The sequence below is a fragment of the Geomonas subterranea genome (assembly GCF_019063845.1).
Lineage (GTDB): Bacteria > Desulfobacterota > Desulfuromonadia > Geobacterales > Geobacteraceae > Geomonas > Geomonas subterranea.
Genome location: NZ_CP077683.1, coordinates 4389889 through 4407047 on the forward strand (window position 1 = coordinate 4389889; position 17159 = coordinate 4407047).

Sequence of the window (17159 nt, forward strand, 5' to 3'; positions counted from 1 at the left end):
CCCGGGACGGTCGATAAAAAAAGGAGCCCGAAGGCTCCTTTGAGCTGCGTGGCAAACGTCACTTCACTACGACGAACTCGTCCCTTCTGTTCTTGCTCCAGGCAGCCTCGTCGTGGCCGGAATCGACCGGCTTCTCTTCGCCGTAGCTGATGGTGGCGATGCGCTCGGAGGAGATGCCCAGGTTCACCAGGTAGTCCTTGGCTGCCTTGGCCCTTCTTTCGCCCAGCGCCATGTTGTAGTCGTCGGAGCCGCGCTCGTCACAGTTCCCCTCGATACGGATCTTGACCGACGACTGACGGCTCAGGTACTCCGCGTTCTTGGTGAGGGTGTTGCGGGAGTCCTCGGAGAGGTCGGAAGAATCGAAGTTGAAGTAGATCTTCTGCAACTGGCCCTGCAGGTCTCCCGCCGGCGCCTTCTGGGTCTCACGGACGGGTTCCTGCGCCACCACCGGTTCACGTACCGGGGTCTGTTCGGTGACCGGTGCTTTCTGCGTTTCCGGCCGCTCCTGGGCCGGTTTAGCTGTTTCGGAGGCGGGGGCCGTGACTGACGGAGCGGGCTCCTCGGTTTTGACCAGATCCTTTTTGGCGCAGCCTCCAGCTACCAAAGCTCCCATGCAAAGAACAACGAGGCATCCGGCGATATTCTTGCGCATTCCCCACTCCTTTTGATTATGGAATATGAGCATCGCTGCTCCCGATGCCCTTGAAAAAAACGAATGAAGTATACCCACGTTTTCCTGGTTAATCAACGATCACTATCAGACCTTACCAGTTCACCGACCATGTCGGGTGCGTGTTCAGTGCCCGGTCCGGAGAGATTCTGGTCTGCCCGCTGCCGTCGGCGCGCATCAGGTACAGCCCCTCGCCGCCGTCGCGGGTGGAACTGAAGACGATGAAGCGGCCGTCCGGAGAATAGCGCGGATGCTCGTTGCTACCCGCGCTGGTCAGCTGGGTGTCCCCTGAGCCATCCGGGTTTATGGCGTAGATCTGGAAGCCGCCTTCCTTGCGCGCGTACACGATACGGTCCCCCTTTGGCGACCAGCGCGGCGTCACGTTGTAGGCGCCGTTGGTGGTGAGGCGCCTGAGGTTCCCGCCGTTGGCGTCCATCACGAAGATCTGCGGTTTGCCCATCCGGTCGGAGACGAAGGCGACCCGGGAGCCGTCGGGAGACCATGCGGGGGAGACGTCGATGGCGTGGTTGTTGGTGAGCCGCACCGCTTCCTTGCCGTCCCGGCCGATCTGGTAGATCTCGGAGTTGCCGTCCTTGGAAAGGACCAGGGCGATCTTGTTGCCATCCGGTGAGAACACACCCATCGCGTTCAAGCCGCTGCGGGACGAAACCCGCGCCTCCTGCCCGGTGAAAAGCTCGCGCCGGTACAGGTCGGGGTTCCCCTTCTTGTACGAGGTGTAGATGAGCTCCTTGCCGGAAGGGGCGAAATCGGGATAGAGGTTGATCGAGCCGTTGTTGGTGAGCCGCTGCGGGTTGTGCCCGTCGTAGTCCATGATGAAGATCTCCTTGTTGCCGGAGACCTTCGAGACGTAGGCTATCTTGCCGGTGAAGGGGCCCTTGGCGCCGGTCAGCACGCGCAGCACCTCGTCGGAGAAGGCGTGCCCCATGCGGCGCAGGTCCTTCACTCTGCCGCTGTAGCGCTTGGCGATCACCTCCCGGTGCAGCACCTGGTCGACCAGGCGGCACTCGATGATGGCCGTGTCACCCTGTACCCCGTAGGCGCTCTTCAGAAGAAGGGCACCCGCTGCCTCGCTGGGCGCGATCTCGAAGGGGCCGGCGATGCCGAGGTCGAAGCCGAACAGTTCGGGGAGCTCACGCGCCACCTCGGCGGGGAGGGAGCCGGAGAGCGCCGTGGTCGGGGCGATGGCGAGCTTCAACTTCCCGGTGGTCGGGGCGGTGACGTCGAGGTAACTCTCCGCCGCGAAGCTCTGAGGTCCCAGAAGCAGTAACAGCAGTAGTAAGATGATTTTCATCATATCTATTTCACCCCTTCAGGCATGAAGCGGAACACGCGTTTGTACTGCGAATGGTTGGGCGGCGGCTCCAGCGTCTTGCCGGCGAGGACGACGGCCCGTTGCACGGCGTCGTCGAAGAAGGGATCCCCTGACCCCTTTTCCACGCGGCACTCGATGCGGCCGTCGGGAGACACCGTGATGGTAGCGATTACCTGCGGCGCCCTGGTCTGGGTGGCGATGACCTGCTTGAGGGCGTCCCTGAGCCGGGACTGCAGGTACGAGGAATAGTCGCTCCCCGCCTGGGTCCCTGTCGCACCGGGCATGCCGGTGCGGGTGCTCCCCTTCTTCTTGAGTGCATCCAGCGCGACGGCCTGGCGCCGGTCCTCGGCCTTTTGCTGCAGCTTGGCCATCCGCTCGTTGAACGCCTTGTCCTCGGCCTCTTTTTGCTGCTGTTCGGTTTTGGCCTGGGATTTGGCTGGCGGACTCTTCGTTGCGGGCTTGGCCGGCAGCGCCATGGCCGGCTTAGCCGGCGGGGGGGCAGGAGCCGGCGCGGCAGGGGCCTTGCTTTCGGCCGGTGCCGGCGCTGCGGGCATGCCGCTTTGTGGCGAAGCGACCGGTAGCGTGACCATGTCGACGTAGGTGACCGGGGTTTCGTCCCGATGGAACTCAGGGAGGAAGTGCCAGTTGGCGATGATCAGGAACACGGCCAGGTGGCAGACAAGGGAGAGCGCCAGCATCCCCCCCGGCCCCGGGTAGTTGCGTGTGAACCCGGTTTTCATCGGCGTTGAGGGGACTCCGTCACCATGCCCAGGCGCTCCACCCCGGCTCCCTTGATCTGGGCCATGACCCGGACCACCTCGCCGTACGGTACCGCCTGGTCAGCCTTGAGGAACACCTCGCGCTTTTCCCGCCCCGCCAGCATGGTGGTTAGCTTGTCCTTCAACTGGTCGCCCGGGACTTCAGTGGAGTTGATGAAGGTCTTGCCGGACTGCTCCACGGAGACCACCAGGGTGTCCTCCTTGGGCGCCAGCGACTTGGTGTCCGCCTTGGGGAGGTTGACCTGGACCCCCTGCTGCATCATCGGCGCGGTGACCATGAAGATGATCAAGAGCACCAGCATGACGTCGACCAGAGGTGTGACGTTTATCTGCGACATGGTGCCGCGATCGCCGTTATCCCTGTTGCCGAACTCCATGGTTTATCTCCCCGCGAAGTTGCGCTGTACGATGTTGAGGAATTCCGTGGAGAAGCTGTCCATCTCCGAGATGAGCACCTTGATCTTGTGCTGGAAATGGTTGTAGCCCATGACCGCCGGGATGGCGGCGACCAGGCCGATGGCGGTGGCGATGAGCGCCTCGGCGATGCCCGGTGCGACGACCGCGAGCGACGCGGAGCCGCTCTGGCCGATCTTCTCGAAGGCGGTCATGATGCCCCAGACGGTGCCGAAGAGGCCGACGAACGGCGCGGTGGCGCCGGTGGTGGCCAGGAAGGTGAGGTATTTTTCCAGCCTGGTGATCTCGATGGTGGTGGCCCGGCGCAGAGCGCGTGCGATGTTGTCGACGCCGCCGAGATCGGTGCTGACGATGTTGGGGTCAGCTTTCTCCTCGACCTTTTCCTGCAGCTTTCTCAGCTCACCATACCCCTCCTGGAACAGGACGGTGAGGGGGGAGTGCTCGAAGCGGTCCAGTTGGGAGTTGATGGCGTCGAAGCGCTTGGCCTTCCAGAAGAATTCGAGGAAGCGCTCGGAGGCGCCGTTGGCGCGGTACACCTGCAGCAGCTTGTAGAAGATAATGCCCCAGGAGACCACCGAGAAATAGAGCAACAGCAAAAGTACCAGTTTTACGACCAGGCCGGTCGATGCAAGCATGCCCACGTAGCAACCTCCGCGGTTAGATGGAAACAAGCTGAAAAAATATGCTGAACCCTTTGGGAAGTCAACAGGAAACACGTGCCGCAGGATGCCCCGGAGGCGGATTGGTGATCGCGGCTTATACCTTTTTCGCCAGTTCCCCCTCGCCCCCCGGGAGAGGGAAGGGGTGAGGGCGCCTGTTGTCTCTACCGCAGTCGCAGTATCGCCCATGGCACCGCCCTCACCCGGCCTTCGGCCACCCTCTCCCATGGGGCGAGGGGGATGGACTGGTCATTCGTCGAGGGGAGAGCTGTCGTCACCGAAGTCTAGTAGCATTCCGGCCGCCGGTCCTGGAAGCAGTTGATGCTTGCGCGCCAGGAGGTGATCTCGGCGGGGTCGAGGAGCGCGGTGGGCTCGCAGTTGTCGTAGCCACCTTCGGCCAGCAGCTCCCCTTTCGGGTTGACGATGAGGGAGGAGCCAAAGAAATCAAGCTTGCCTATCAAGCCGCACGTGTTGGTGGCGACCACGAAAAGCTGGTTCTCTATGGCGCGGGCGCGGATCAGGGTGCGCCAGTGCTCTTCGCGCGGCTTGGGCCACTCGCCGCTGATAACGATGATCGCGGCGCCGTCGACGGCGAGCCTGCGCGCGAGCTCTGGGAAGCGGATGTCGTAGCAGATCATGACCCCCAGCTTTCCGACGCTGGTGTCGACCAGGCAGACGGCATCGCCGCGGTCCAGGTGCCGGTCCTCGTTCATCAGGCCGAAGAGGTGCATCTTGCGGTAGCTCCCCGCCAGCCTGCCGCGGTCAGCAATGTAGGCGGTGTTGTAGACCTTGTCGCCGTGCGGCTCAGGCAGGCTCCCCACGACGGTCAAGGCGAGCTCCGCGGAGAGTTCCAGCATCCGCTCCACCAAGGCAGGGGTCCGCAGGGCCAGCTGGTTCAGCTGACGGTAGTCGAAGCCGCAGCTCCACATTTCCGGCAGCACCACGAGCTCGACCCCGTCCCTGGCGAGCTGGCGCAGCTTGTCGGTTACGTACGCGAGGTTCTTGTCGATGTCGCCCAGCGCTATGTTGAATTGCAGTGCCGTGGCCTTAATGCTCTTCTGCATGTCCCCTCCTGTTTGAGCCCGGTGCCCTCTCCATACGGAGCGCACAAGAATTTGTAGGGGCGAATAATCATTCGCTCTTCTTTGGCATCTCCGCCCTTTTTGCCATGGTCAGCGGCGAGGCACCGGCCGCTGGGCAAATGTTTATTTGCCCCTACAGGGGGGCCGCCATGTTGTGTAGGGGCGAATAATCATTCGCCCTCTTTGGCCTCTTCGACCCTTTTGCCATCGTCAGCGGCAAGGCACCGTCCGCTGGGCAAATATTTATTTGCCCCTACAGGGGCCCCGCCATGTCCTGTAGGGGCGAATAATCATTCGCCCTCTTTGGCCTCTTCGACCCTTTTGCCATGGTCAGCGGCGAGGCACCGTCCGCTGGGCAAATATTTATTTGCCCCTACAGAGGCCCCGCCATGTTGTGTAGGGGCGAATAATCATTCGCCCTCTTTGGCCTCTCCGACCCTTTTGCCATTATCAGCGGCGAGGCACCGACCGCTGGGCAAATATTTATTTGCCCCTACGGTGGCCGGCCATGTCCTGTAGGGGCGAATAATAATTCGCCCTGTCCTTCGCAGCGTTGCTGGCACCCCGCCGCAAGGGGGAGGGGAGCTGGCGGAGTTGGAGTGTAATATTCCTAACCGGGGATTTCAAGCATCTTCATGCAGTTGCGGCGCTTTTGCGTGACAAGAGGAGAGCCGTTCTGCTAGAACGATAGCTGGTGTGTAAAGGAGCACGAGAGCCATGCGAGCTGGTTTATATATTCATTTCCCCTTCTGCCTCAAAAAATGCCTGTACTGCGACTTCAACTCCACCGCCTGGTCCGGCGACCAGTTGGACGGCTACGTGGAGCTGTTGCTGCGTGAGATGGAACTGCGCCAGGAACTCCTGCCCGAGGCGGTGCAGGCGCCTACCCTGTATTTTGGCGGGGGGACACCGTCACTCATGACCCCTGAGCTGGTGGGCCGCCTGATCGAGCAGGCCTCGCTGCGCTTCGGGGTGGAGCAGGGGGCTGAGATCACCCTGGAGGCGAACCCGGGGACGCTCACCCCCGAGCGGCTCGCCGGTTACCGCGCCGCCGGCGTGAACCGCCTGTCGCTGGGGATCCAGTCCTTCGACGATCGCCTGCTGCAGAGGCTCGGGCGGGTGCATACGGCAGCCGAGGCGCTGGCGGCCTTCGGGCAGGCACGCCGGGCCGGCTTTGACAACATCAGCATCGACCTGATGCACTCCCTGCCCGGGCAGTCCCTGGACGAGTGGCGCGCCGCGCTCGGCCAGGGGATCGCGCTTGCTCCCGAACACGTTTCCGCCTACGCGCTCTCCATCGAGGAGGGAACCCCGTTCGAAGGGCTCCACCAGCGGGGGGAACTCCAGTTGCCGGGGGAGGAGGAGGGAGCCCGGATGTTCGAGACGACCGGCGAACTTCTCACCGGCGCCGGCTATCTCCACTACGAGATCTCCAACTTCGCCAGACCCGGCCGCCTTTCCCGCCACAACCAATCCTACTGGAGCCGGCAGAGCTACCTTGGCTTCGGCTCCGGCGCCCATTCCTTCTGGAATCCCGACGGTCTTGGGCGCCGCTGGAACAACGCCGCCGACCTCGACGGCTACCGGGCCGCCATCGACGCCCGCCACCTCCCCGAGCGGGACGAGGTGTTGCTTTCCCTGGAGGACGCTGTGGCCGAGAGCTTCTTCCTCGGGCTTAGGGTGCTCACCGGGATGGAACTTGCTCCCTTGAAGGCGCGCTTTGGCGAGGACGCGCTGGCAGATCAGTTGGCGGAGGTCGAGCGGCTGCTGCAAGCCGGCCTGCTGGTCGCCGACGGGGAACGCATCCGTCTTGCCGGCAGCTCGGTAATCATCGCCAACAGCATCTTCTCCCGCTTTCTGTAAATCCGCCCTGTCCCGCCAGAGAACCCCTTGACAAAGCACAGGTGCGTTGCTAACTTGAAGCTCGTTTAGCACTCGAACTTTTTGAGTGCTAAAAGCTTTTGAGGACCCAGGCTATGGAAGAGCAACTTTCTGAACGAGGCAAACGCATCCTTGAAGCGGTCATCGAGGATTACATAGCCACCGCCGAACCGGTGGGGAGCAGGACCATCACCCGCAGCCACGAGCTGGCGCTCTCGCCGGCCACGGTGCGCAACGTCATGGCCGACCTGGAGGAGATGGGGCTGCTCGCTTCACCGCACACCTCCGCCGGCCGCATCCCCACCGACAAGGCCTACCGCCTCTACGTCAACTCGATCCTGGAGGCGAAGCAGAATCTCACCGTGGGGAAGCGTGACGAGATCCGCAGGCGCTGCCGCATGGCGGGCAAGGATCCGGCCGAGATGCTCAAGGAGGCAAGCCGGCTCCTCTCAACCACCTCGAGCTACATGGGGGTGGTGATGGCGCCGCGCATGGCGGCCAACGTGTTCCACCAGATGGAATTCGTGAAGCTGTCGAGCCATCGCATCCTGGCGATACTGGTCTCGCAAAACGGCACCGTGCAGAACCGGCTCCTGGAAACCGACGAGGAGATCCCGCAGGAGGACCTGGTCCGCATGGCCAACTACCTGAACGGGATGCTGCAGGGGCTCACCCTGGCCCAGGTGCGCGAGCGGCTCTTGGCGGAGATGCAGAGCGAGAAGGTGCGCTACGATTCGCTGATGACGAAGGCAATCGCCCTTTCCGAGCAGACCATCAGGACCGACAGCACCGAGATCTTCCTGGAGGGGCAGGCGAACATCCTGGACCAGCCGGAATTCGCCGACGCCGCCAAGATGCGGGAGATATTCAGGGCTTTCGAGAAGAAGAGCCTCCTTTTGGACCTGCTGGACCGCTCCATGCAGGCCGAGGGGGTGCAGATCTTCATCGGGTCGGAGTCACCCCTGCTCAAGATGGAGGGGATGAGCCTGGTCACCTCCACCTACCTCACCGGCAAGGACACGGTCGGCGTGCTGGGGGTCATCGGCCCGACCCGGATGGGTTACGGACGGGTGATACCGATCGTGGATTACACGGCCAAACTGATAAGCCGCCTGCTCGACACCGAGTAGCGCGTAGAAAAGGAGACGATAAAAGGATGGACAAGAAAAAACACGATGCGCACCAGCACGACAAGAAAGCGGAGGGGGCGCCGCAGGACCATGTAGAGCTGGCGCAGCCGCTGTCGGACGCGGATCGGATCAAGGAACTCGAAGAGGCGCTGGCCGCCAAGGGGCTGGAGTCGGCGGGCAACTGGGACAAGTACCTGCGCGAGCGCGCCGACCTGGAGAACTACCGGAAAAGGGTGCAGAAGGAGAAGGAAGAGATCCTGAAGTACGGCAACGAGCAGATCATCATGGAACTGCTCCCCTCGGTTGACAACCTGGAACGCGCCATCGACCATGCCAGCGAGGACGATCCCATCGTCGAGGGGGTGAAGCTCACCCTGAGCATGCTCGTTTCCACCTTGAAGAAGTTCGGCGTCACCGCGGTGGAGACCCCTCCGGGGACCCCGTTCGATCCCGCGTTTCATCAGGCGATGACCCAGGTGCCGAGCGAGGAGCAGGAGCCCAATACCATCGTGAACGTGTTCCAGAAGGGATACATGCTGAACGACCGGCTGCTCCGTCCCGCCATGGTCACGGTTGCCGTCAAACCGTAGAGGCAGGGACTAGGGACTGGGGGCTAGGGGCTAGTAAAGACTTTGTTTTTGCCAGCCCCTAGCCCCCAGCCCCTAGCCCCCAAAGTTTTTTTCCCCCGCCCCTTGTTTTTTACCGGGGGCATGACTAGCTTGCTGAGTGACAGTTACCATATGAGGAGGCAATCACATGAGTAGAGTAATAGGAATCGACCTCGGGACCACCAACTCCTGCGTGGCAGTGATGGAAGGTGGGGAGCCGGTTGTCATAGCGAACGCAGAGGGAAGCCGCACCACCCCTTCCATGATCGCATTCGCCGAGAACGGCGAGCGGCTGGTGGGCCAGCAGGCCAAGCGCCAGGCGGTCACCAACCCCGAGAACACCCTGTACGCAATCAAGCGCCTGATCGGGCGCAAGTACGATACCGAGGCGGTCAAGAAGGACATCGCCATCTCCCCGTTCAAGATCGTCAAGGCCGATAACGCCGACGCATGGGTCGAGGTGCGCGGCCAGAAGTACTCCCCCCCCGAGATCTCGGCCATGGTGCTGCAGAAGATGAAAAAGACCGCCGAGGACTACCTCGGCGAGACCGTCACCGACGCGGTCATCACCGTCCCGGCTTACTTCGACGACTCCCAGCGCCAGGCTACCAAGGACGCCGGCAAGATCGCGGGCCTGAACGTCCTGCGCATCATCAACGAGCCGACCGCTGCGGCCCTCGCCTACGGCCTGGACAAGAAGAAGGACGAGAAGATCGCCGTGTTCGACCTGGGCGGCGGCACCTTCGACGTCTCCATCCTGGAACTGGGCGAAGGGGTCTTCGAGGTGAAGTCCACCAACGGCGACACCTTCCTGGGGGGCGAGGACTTCGACCAGAAGATCATCGACCACATCGCCGACGAGTTCAAGAAGGACCAGGGGATCGACCTCAGGGGCGACAAGATGGCGCTGCAGAGGCTGAAAGAGGCGGGCGAGAAGGCCAAGTGCGAACTCTCCACCTCGCTTGAGACCGACATCAACCTCCCGTTCATCACCGCCGACGCTTCCGGTCCCAAGCACCTGACCATGAAGCTGACCCGCGCCAAGCTCGAGTCCATCTGCGCCGATCTCATCGCTAAGCTGGAAGGGCCCTGCCGTACCGCCCTCAGGGACGCCGGCCTCTCCGCTTCCGACATCGACGAGGTCATCCTCGTGGGCGGGATGACCCGCATGCCGATCGTGCAGAAAAAGGTGCAGGACATCTTCGGCAAGGTCCCCAACCGCGGCGTCAACCCGGACGAGGTGGTCGCCATCGGCGCAGCCATCCAGGGGGGCGTTCTGCGCGGCGACGTGAAGGACGTGCTGCTCCTCGACGTCACCCCGCTCTCCCTGGGTATCGAGACCCTGGGCGGCGTGATGACCAAGCTGATCGACAAGAACTCCACCATCCCGTGCAGAAAGAGCCAGGTGTTCTCCACCGCGGCCGACAACCAGCCGGCGGTTTCCATCCACGTCCTGCAGGGCGAGCGCGAGATGGCGGCGGACAACAAGACCTTGGGCAACTTCGAGCTTTCCGGGATCCCGTCCGCACCGCGCGGGGTGCCGCAGATCGAGGTCACCTTCGACATCGACGCCAACGGCATCGTCCACGTCTCCGCGAAAGACCTCGGCACCGGCAAGGAGCAGTCCATCCGCATCACCGCCTCCTCCGGCCTCTCCAAGGAGGAAGTGGATAAGATGGTGCGTGACGCCGAGGCGCACGCCGCGGACGACAAGAAGAAGCGCGAGCTGATCGAGGCGAAGAACCAGGGGGACAACCTGATCTACTCCACCGAGAAGTCGCTTAACGAGTTCGGCGACAAGATCGACGCCTCCGAGAAGCAGAAGATCGAGGAAGGTATCGCGGCCCTCAAGAAGGCGCTGGAAGGAAGCGACGCCGACGAGATCAAGAAGGCGAGCGAGACCCTGATGCAGGCTTCCCACAAGCTGGCCGAGGCGGTCTACGCCAAGGCCCAGGCCGCCGGCGCCGAGGGCGCCGAGGCGCACGCCGAGCCGGAAGCCGGCGGAGCAGCCAAAGGGGAGAAGGTGGTCGACGCCGACTTCGAGGAAGTGAAGGACGACAAGAAGTAAGTAATGGTTGCAAACCGGTGCCTGTTTGATAGAAGATGGCGCTGCATTTAGAAAATGAAAACGCGCAACGGGCAGCGTCTCATGAAATGGGACGCTGCTCTTTGTGTTACGAGGGCTTACATTGGCAAACGGCGACAAACAGGATTACTACGAACTGCTCGAGGTTAACAAGAACGCCTCCGAGACCGAGATCAAGAAGGCGTACCGGCGGCTGGCCATCAAGTACCACCCGGACAAGAACCCCGGCGACAAGAGCGCCGAGGACAAGTTCAAGGAGGTATCCGAGGCCTACGAGGTGCTCTCGGACCCGGAGAAGCGTGCGCGCTACGACCAGTTCGGGCACGCCGGCGTGGGTGGGGGCGGCTTCAACGGCTCACCCTTCGGCGGTTTCGGCGGCTCGCCCTTCGGGGACATCTTCGGAGACATCTTTGGTGAGGTGTTCGGCGGACGCCAGAAGACCTCGCGCGGCAGGCGGGGCGACGACCTTCAGTACAACCTGGAGATCAGCTTCGAAGAGGCCGCCTTCGGGGTGGAGAAGAAGATCGACATCCCCTACGCCAAGCGCTGCGAGGCGTGCGGCGGTTCCGGCGCCAAGGCCGGCACCCAGCCCAAGACCTGCCCCACCTGCCAGGGCGCGGGGCAGATGCGCTTCCAGCAGGGGTTCTTCAGCGTTTCCAAGACCTGCTCGCACTGCAACGGCGAGGGGCGCGTGGTGGAGCATCCCTGCCCGGGCTGCCGCGGCACCGGCACGGTACGGGACAAGAAGACCATCTCGGTGAAGGTTCCCGCCGGAGTCGAGACCGGCATCCGCCTGAAGCTCTCCGGCGAAGGGGGGCAGGGGATCAAGGGAGGGGGGAACGGCGACCTCTACGTGGCCCTCACGGTGCGTGACCACGCCCTCTTCCGGCGCGAGGACAACGACGTCCTGTGCGAGATTCCCATCAGCTTCACCCAGGCGGCCCTCGGATGCGAGATCGAGGTGCCCACCCTGGACGGCAAGGTGAACATGAAGATACCCGAGGGGACCCAGTCCGGCGCCGTCTTCAGGATGCGCGGCAAGGGTGTCCCGGCGCTGCAGGGGTACGGGCGCGGCGATCACCTGGTCATCGCCAAGGTCGAGACCCCGACCAACCTGAACAAGCAGCAGCGCGAACTCCTGGAGGAGCTGGCGCGCATCAGCGGTGAGGACGTGAACCCGATGCGCAAGAACTTCTTCGCGAAAGTGATGGACATCCTCACGTGAAAAGCGGGGTGGCACGCGGGGCGGTCCTGGCGCTGGCGGTTGTTGTGCTGGCGGCCCGTCCCGTACCTGCCCTGAGTGCCCCGGCCCAGGCGACGCTCCTTGCCGATGCCGCCTACGGCGGGGCGTTCAGGGAGCGGATCCGCGAGGCCAAAAGGCGCATCATCTGCGCCTTTTACCTTTTCAAGGTCACCGACCGCAGGGGGAACCTCCCCGCCGGCATCGCGCAGGACCTGGCGCAGGCCAGGGGGCGCGGGGTGGATGTCACGGTGATCCTCGAGGGGGACGATTCCGTGGGACGCGAAAACCGCGCCGCCGCGGGGTACCTGGCGCGCAAGGGGGTGCGGGTGATCTTCCCGCGCGGCAGGCGGACCACCCACGCCAAAGCCGTGGTGATCGACGACCGCTTCGTCATGATCGGGAGCCATAACCTCTCCCACGCCGCGCTGAGCCGGAACCGGGAGCTGTCGGTTATTCTGGACGCGCCCGAACTGGCGGCGCAGGTGACCCGGTACCTGGAGGGGATCAGGTAAGCGGGACGATTCGGATGGGGTCGGATGGGGACAAAGGCGGGCGAATGATTATTTGCCCCTACAGGTCACCCGGATCACGACAGCACCTCATTTAGGGCGCCATCACTGTAGGGGCGAATAACCATTCGCCCGGCGCTCTCGCCTCCCATACGTTCGTTGCCATCACGAAAACCGCAGCATCACCGTCGTCCACCTCCTTACAAGGAGTAGCAACCTTGCATAACCGTCGGCACGCATCACTCAAGAAGCTCTTCTCCCCGGTTTTCCTCGTCATCCTCCTGGCACTCACCTGCGCCGTTTCGGCCCACGCCGCCATCGCCACCTATCCCGAACTCCCGGCCGGCTACACCTCCATCCGGGTCTTTGACGGGCAGCAGCGCTACGTCGGTCGCATCCTCCCCACCCAGCGCTACTGGGTCTCCATCGACCGCATCCCGCTCTTTCTGCGCAAGGCGCTGGTCGCCACCGAGGACGCCCGGTTCTACGAGCACGGGGGCATCGACGTGCGCGGCATCGCACGCGCCCTGGTGAAGGACGTGGTGAAGGGAAGGCTCGCCGAGGGGGGCTCCACCATCACCCAGCAGCTGATCAAGAACAAGTTCCTCACCGGGGAGAAGTCGATCGACCGGAAGGTGAAGGAGGTGCAGCTCGCCATCGACTTCGAAAAGAAGTACACCAAGGACCAGATCCTGGAGATGTACTTCAACGAGATCTACTTCGGCAACGGCGCCTGGGGCATCGCGCAGGCGGCGCGGCTGTACTTCGACAAGAACCCGGAAGAGCTGACCGAGGCGGAGTGCTCGCTTCTGGCCGGGGTCCCCAAGAACCCGGGACGGTACAACCCGCTGGGGGACCTGGCCAAGGTGAGCCTGCGCCGCTCCGTGGTGCTCAAGCGGATGCTCGACGTGAAGATGATCTCGGCGCAGCAGAAACGGGCTATAGAGGCGCATCCGGCGACGGTTATCAAGCCGGGGCAGGCGCAGGGGTACCTCGACCTGGTGCGCAGGCAGCTCGTGGAGCGCTACGGCGCGCACATCGTGGAGCAGGGGGGGCTGGACGTGATTTCGGCCATGGACGTGAACCTGCAGAAGCAGGCGGAGCAGCTGCTGCGCGAGGGCGTGCGGAAGGTGAACCCGAACCTGCAGGGGGCACTCATCTGCATGGACCTGAAGACCGGGGACGTGCTGGCCGCGGTGGGTGGCGTCGACAACGCCAAGGGGGGCTTCAACCGGGCCTTCGCGGCCAAGCGCCAGCCCGGCTCCGCCATCAAGCCGCTCATCTTCGCCGCGGCGCTGGAGCAGGGGTACACCCCGGCGAGCCTTTTGGACGACGCTCCGGTCTCCTACAACAAGGGGAACGGCCAGACCTGGCGGCCGCACAACTACGAGAAGAAGAGCTTCGGGGAGCTGTCGCTTAGGCAGGCGCTGGCGCACTCCAACAACGTGATCACCGTGAAGCTGCTGGAATCGCTGGGGGTGAACAACTTCGTCACCTTCGCCGGGCGCGTGGGACTTCCCCTTCGGACACCCAACGACCTCTCGCTCGCGCTGGGGACCGACGAGGTGACCCTGAACGACCTGGTCTCCGCGTACTCGCCGCTTGCCAACGGCGGGATGCGCAGCGAGGGGCGCACCATCATCCGGGTCTACGACCGCAACCGCAAGAGCTGGAACGAGAATCCGCCGCAGGTGGCGCCGGTGCTCTCTCCGGCCACGGCCTTCGTCACGACCTCGATGATGAAAGATGTCCTGACCTACGGCACCGCCAAGGGGCTGAAGAACTTCAGCCGCCAGCGCCCCGCCGCCGGCAAGACCGGCACCACCGACGATTACCGCGACGCCTGGTTCGTGGGGTACACGCCGCAGCTGATCACCGGGGTCTGGGTAGGGTACGACAAGCCTAAGCCTGGGGGGAGGGGTTTTACCGGCGGCGTGGTCTCCGCGCCGATCTGGGAGAAGTTCATGCGTAGCGCCAGCGCCGGCAAGCCCGCGCTGGACTTCCCGAGGCCCGAGGGGGTGGTCACGGTGAGCATCGATCCCTCCACCGGCCAGCTGGCCACCCCCGACTGCCCGACCACGAAGGAAGAGGATTTCATAGCGGGGACCGAGCCGGCCAGCTACTGCTCCAGGCACGGCGGCGACGCGATGCCGCCGGCCGCGCCGGCACAGCCTGTGCGGCCGGGAGCCGCCGCTCCCGGCGACGAAGCCCCGCTGCAGGAGCCTGCCAGGGAACCTGCCAAGGCTCCCGTTGAGGTGCCGGGCAAAGGGGAACCGGGGGGCGAGGGGGGTACGGGTAGCGGGGGGAACCGCGCTAGGCGGGGGTGCCGCTCTCCGTCGCGTAGTAGTGACGGACCGGCTTCAGGTCGTCATCCAGCTCGTACACCAGCGGTGTCCCGGTCGGGATCTCCAGGTTGACGATCTCCGCGTCCGAGACCCGGTCCAGGTACTTGATGAGGGCGCGCAGGCTGTTGCCGTGGGCCACAACGAGCGGGCGGCGGCATTCCAGCAGGGCCGGGGCGATCTGCTGCTGCCAGCAGGGGAGCACCCGCTCCACCGTGTCCTGCAGGCATTCGGTCTTCGGGATGAGATGCCGCGCGAGGGAGGCGTAGCGCGGGTCGCTGCCGGGGTAACGCTGGTCCGCTTCGTTGAGCGCGGGCGGCCGGACATGGTAGCTGCGCCGCCACAGCTTCACCTGCTCCTCCCCGTACTTCTCCGCGGTCTGCGCCTTGTTCAGTCCCTGCAAGGCCCCGTAGTGCCTCTCGTTCAGGCGCCAGTCCTTGCGCTCCTCTATCCACATCAGGTCCATCTCCTTCAGCACGGTCCATAACGTGTCGATGGCGCGGCGCAGCACCGAGGTGAAGGCGACGTCGAAGAGGAAGCCTCTTTCCTTCAGGAGCCGCCCCGCGCTCCTGCTCTCCTCCCTGCCGCGTTCGGACAGATCCACGTCGGTCCAGCCGGTGAACAGGTTTTCCTTGTTCCAGACGCTCTCGCCATGTCGAACCAGTACCAGCTGCTGCATGAGTTCACCTCCGGAAGTGGCCGTGCCGCCGCGCTACCTGGCGCTTCCCCCCTGTTTTGCCTCTTCGAGTTTGCCGGTGACGTTGTTCCTGATCCAGGTCGGATCCCACCATTCGATAGGGTTTACCTCCTGCCCCGATATCATCACGCCGAAGTGGAGATGGTCGCCGCCGGCAAGGCCGGTATCACCGGTGTCGCCGATGATGTCCCCCTTTCGCACCTCTTCCCCTTCCTTCACCGCGATCCTGCTCAAATGGCCGTAGAGCGTCTGCAGGCCCAACCCATGGTCGATGATCACGCACTGTCCGTAGATGCCGAGATCGTCGGCCCACACCACGCGCCCGCGGTTGGCGGCCGGCACCTTGGAATGGGCCAGCGAGGCGAGGTCGATCCCCAGGTGGTACTGCTCGTCAACCTGTTTCCCCTTGTAGAAGTAGCTGCGCAACTGGCTGAAGGTGCCGCGCGGCGCGGAGTTTGGGAGGCGCAGGAACTCCCCCTCCCAAAGGGGGTGGGTGAGGTCTTGAGGCCGACCTGGTACAGGGTCTTCCGGTCCGCCTGGCGACCTTCGCCGTTCACCTTGAGAAATATCTCCAGCGGAGTGGCCGCCTTGGGAAAGCGGTCCTTGAATTCGCTGGCAACCTTCTCGAGAAAGGCGTCCGATAGTTCGATCCGGTCCCTGGGGAAGGACTTTTCCAGGACGTGGTAATAGATGCCGGTCAGCCGCTCGTTTCCCGCCCTGTCCACGGCCTGGACCTTGGGGATGAAGCGGTCCGGCGGCAGGTCGCTTGGGAAGGGGAACAGGCAGGCGTAGTACCCCTCCGGCTGCCGGTACCCGGGGTAAAAACGGTCGGCGAAGGTCACCCCACTCCTTGCGAGGTCGCGGTTCACCGAGTAGACGACCAACCCGGCACCACCGCGCGAGACGTTGTGGGCGGTGCTGAGGACGGCGACTGACGGCGGCTTGTTCTGATAGTCGAAGGTGAAGGACTGCTCGGTGCGGTTGCCCGAGCCGAACCCGTATATCGAGCGGTCCGTGGCCCGGATCTCCAGCCGGACCGCCCCTTCCTTGAGCCCGGGCTGGGGCGCAAGCCTGAAGGTCTCCGCCGCTTCCCTGGTTCCGGAGGGGAAATCCCTGCTCAGGACGGGAAAGCTCTTCTGTCCCTGCACCAGGTTCACACTCAACGATTTGAGCCCAGACCGGTCGCGCAGTCTCAGTGCCAGATCGAGTTTGGAGGAGACGGGACCGCTCTGGCGTGAGAGCGCGAGGGCGGGGCCGGAGGTGTCGAGAAAGTAATACACGCCGAAGCCGAGGAGAAGCAGGAGGATCAGGATGGCTGCAACAGCTGTCGTTTTCATGGTTCTCCCCCTGGCGGCAGGCTCAGCATGCGCGCCTGCCGCTGTCGAGAAAATTAACCCACGTCGAGCACCACCGGATTTTAGCACCCGCCCCCTCGAAGTCCAGCCTGGGCGCGCCCTGGCGCTCGCCAAAAAAATATATCGACCTCTGTAAAAAATTCAGACAGGTGGTATATTACTCATAAGCTAGCTAGCTGTAACAGAATGTCTCGGATAAGGAGGTAGCGGCATCGAAGTAAACTCCACTGAAGAGGATTCTAATTACCAGACAGCTGTACCAGCTCCGATGCCGAAAGCGTCGGGATGACCCCTGTAACGAGGGGATCGAGTAAAGAAAGAGGCCTTGCGTAGCGACAGCAGGCCTCTTTTCCATTGTCACTGTCACAGGT

General features: G+C 63.5%; 16 protein-coding genes. 7 read left to right on the forward strand and 9 right to left on the reverse strand.

Going from position 1 to position 17159, the window contains the following annotated elements:
• Window positions 1-58: 58 nt before the first annotated feature.
• The 6 genes from pal to KP001_RS19295 all read right to left on the reverse strand — a co-directional run bounded on the left by pal (window position 59) and on the right by KP001_RS19295 (window position 4919).
• A complete protein-coding gene (gene pal, locus KP001_RS19270) occupies window positions 59-652 on the reverse strand; it encodes a peptidoglycan-associated lipoprotein Pal (RefSeq protein ID WP_217287150.1) in 594 nt (197 codons plus the stop codon).
• A gap of 112 nt (window positions 653-764) precedes the next feature.
• A complete protein-coding gene (gene tolB, locus KP001_RS19275) occupies window positions 765-1982 on the reverse strand; it encodes a Tol-Pal system beta propeller repeat protein TolB (protein WP_217289659.1) in 1218 nt (405 codons plus the stop codon).
• 5 nt (window positions 1983-1987) lie between these two features.
• A complete protein-coding gene (locus KP001_RS19280) occupies window positions 1988-2743 on the reverse strand; it encodes an energy transducer TonB (RefSeq protein ID WP_217287151.1) in 756 nt (251 codons plus the stop codon).
• Entirely contained in the window at window positions 2740-3159 is a 420-nt protein-coding gene (gene tolR / locus KP001_RS19285) for a protein TolR (RefSeq protein WP_217287152.1), read from the reverse strand. The genes KP001_RS19280 and tolR overlap by 4 nt, the downstream gene beginning before the upstream one ends.
• A gap of 3 nt (window positions 3160-3162) precedes the next feature.
• Window positions 3163-3837 (reverse strand): protein TolQ, encoded by a 675-nt coding sequence (gene tolQ / locus KP001_RS19290; protein ID WP_216497616.1) that lies wholly within the window; start codon window positions 3835-3837, stop codon window positions 3163-3165.
• A gap of 302 nt (window positions 3838-4139) precedes the next feature.
• Window positions 4140-4919: a carbon-nitrogen family hydrolase gene (locus tag KP001_RS19295; protein WP_217287153.1), complete on the reverse strand. Its 780-nt coding sequence runs from the start codon at window positions 4917-4919 to the stop codon at window positions 4140-4142.
• A 735-nt stretch (window positions 4920-5654) separates the two neighbouring features.
• Between KP001_RS19295 and hemW the strand changes: the two genes are divergently transcribed.
• From hemW to KP001_RS19330, 7 genes are all read left to right on the forward strand, one after another.
• Window positions 5655-6800: a radical SAM family heme chaperone HemW gene (gene hemW / locus KP001_RS19300; protein ID WP_217287154.1), complete on the forward strand. Its 1146-nt coding sequence runs from the start codon at window positions 5655-5657 to the stop codon at window positions 6798-6800.
• Between the two features lie 113 nt (window positions 6801-6913).
• Window positions 6914-7948 (forward strand): heat-inducible transcriptional repressor HrcA, encoded by a 1035-nt coding sequence (gene hrcA / locus KP001_RS19305; protein WP_217287155.1) that lies wholly within the window; start codon window positions 6914-6916, stop codon window positions 7946-7948.
• A gap of 26 nt (window positions 7949-7974) precedes the next feature.
• Window positions 7975-8538, forward strand: coding sequence for a nucleotide exchange factor GrpE (gene grpE, locus KP001_RS19310; RefSeq protein WP_217287156.1), 564 nt, complete (start codon window positions 7975-7977; stop codon window positions 8536-8538).
• 166 nt (window positions 8539-8704) lie between these two features.
• Entirely contained in the window at window positions 8705-10624 is a 1920-nt protein-coding gene (gene dnaK / locus KP001_RS19315) for a molecular chaperone DnaK (protein ID WP_217287157.1), read from the forward strand.
• Between the two features lie 121 nt (window positions 10625-10745).
• Window positions 10746-11867 carry a molecular chaperone DnaJ gene (dnaJ, locus tag KP001_RS19320; RefSeq protein WP_217287158.1) on the forward strand — a complete coding sequence of 374 codons (1122 nt, stop codon included), beginning with the start codon at window positions 10746-10748 and terminating at the stop codon, window positions 11865-11867.
• Window positions 11864-12397, forward strand: a complete 534-nt coding sequence (locus KP001_RS19325; protein WP_217287159.1) for a phospholipase D-like domain-containing protein — start codon at window positions 11864-11866, stop codon at window positions 12395-12397. The genes dnaJ and KP001_RS19325 overlap by 4 nt, the downstream gene beginning before the upstream one ends.
• 215 nt (window positions 12398-12612) lie before the next feature.
• The gene (locus KP001_RS19330) at window positions 12613-14811 is read left to right on the forward strand and encodes a penicillin-binding protein 1A (RefSeq protein WP_217287160.1); all 2199 of its coding nucleotides are present in this window, start codon (window positions 12613-12615) and stop codon (window positions 14809-14811) included.
• On the opposite strand, the gene gpmA is transcribed toward KP001_RS19330, so the two are convergent.
• The 3 genes from gpmA to KP001_RS19340 are packed head-to-tail and all read right to left on the reverse strand — an operon-like array spanning window position 14708 to window position 16770.
• Window positions 14708-15415, reverse strand: coding sequence for a 2,3-diphosphoglycerate-dependent phosphoglycerate mutase (gene gpmA, locus KP001_RS19335; RefSeq protein ID WP_217287161.1), 708 nt, complete (start codon window positions 15413-15415; stop codon window positions 14708-14710). The two genes, KP001_RS19330 and gpmA, sit on opposite strands and share 104 nt — an antisense overlap.
• Window positions 15416-15448: 33 nt before the next feature.
• Window positions 15449-15775, reverse strand: coding sequence for a M23 family metallopeptidase (locus KP001_RS22125; RefSeq protein WP_239027828.1), 327 nt, complete (start codon window positions 15773-15775; stop codon window positions 15449-15451).
• On the reverse strand, window positions 15709-16770 hold the full coding sequence (locus KP001_RS19340; RefSeq protein WP_239027829.1) for a hypothetical protein: 1062 nt from the start codon (window positions 16768-16770) through the stop codon (window positions 15709-15711). The genes KP001_RS22125 and KP001_RS19340 overlap by 67 nt, the downstream gene beginning before the upstream one ends.
• Window positions 16771-17159: the final 389 nt, after the last annotated feature.

Excerpts from the sequence above, each read along its gene's own strand:
- pal (WP_217287150.1), bottom strand. The coding sequence starts at position 652 with ATGCGCAAGAATATCGCCGGATGCCTCGTTGTTCTTTGCATGGGAGCT.
- tolB (WP_217289659.1), bottom strand. The coding sequence starts at position 1,982 with ATGAAAATCATCTTACTACTGCTGTTACTGCTTCTGGGACCTCAGAGC.
- KP001_RS19280 (WP_217287151.1), bottom strand. The coding sequence starts at position 2,743 with ATGAAAACCGGGTTCACACGCAACTACCCGGGGCCGGGGGGGATGCTG.
- tolR (WP_217287152.1), bottom strand. The coding sequence starts at position 3,159 with ATGGAGTTCGGCAACAGGGATAACGGCGATCGCGGCACCATGTCGCAG.
- KP001_RS19295 (WP_217287153.1), bottom strand. The coding sequence starts at position 4,919 with ATGCAGAAGAGCATTAAGGCCACGGCACTGCAATTCAACATAGCGCTG.
- hemW (WP_217287154.1), top strand. The coding sequence starts at position 5,655 with ATGCGAGCTGGTTTATATATTCATTTCCCCTTCTGCCTCAAAAAATGC.
- hrcA (WP_217287155.1), top strand. The coding sequence starts at position 6,914 with ATGGAAGAGCAACTTTCTGAACGAGGCAAACGCATCCTTGAAGCGGTC.
- grpE (WP_217287156.1), top strand. The coding sequence starts at position 7,975 with ATGGACAAGAAAAAACACGATGCGCACCAGCACGACAAGAAAGCGGAG.
- dnaK (WP_217287157.1), top strand. The coding sequence starts at position 8,705 with ATGAGTAGAGTAATAGGAATCGACCTCGGGACCACCAACTCCTGCGTG.
- gpmA (WP_217287161.1), bottom strand. The coding sequence starts at position 15,415 with ATGCAGCAGCTGGTACTGGTTCGACATGGCGAGAGCGTCTGGAACAAG.
- KP001_RS19340 (WP_239027829.1), bottom strand. The coding sequence starts at position 16,770 with ATGAAAACGACAGCTGTTGCAGCCATCCTGATCCTCCTGCTTCTCCTC.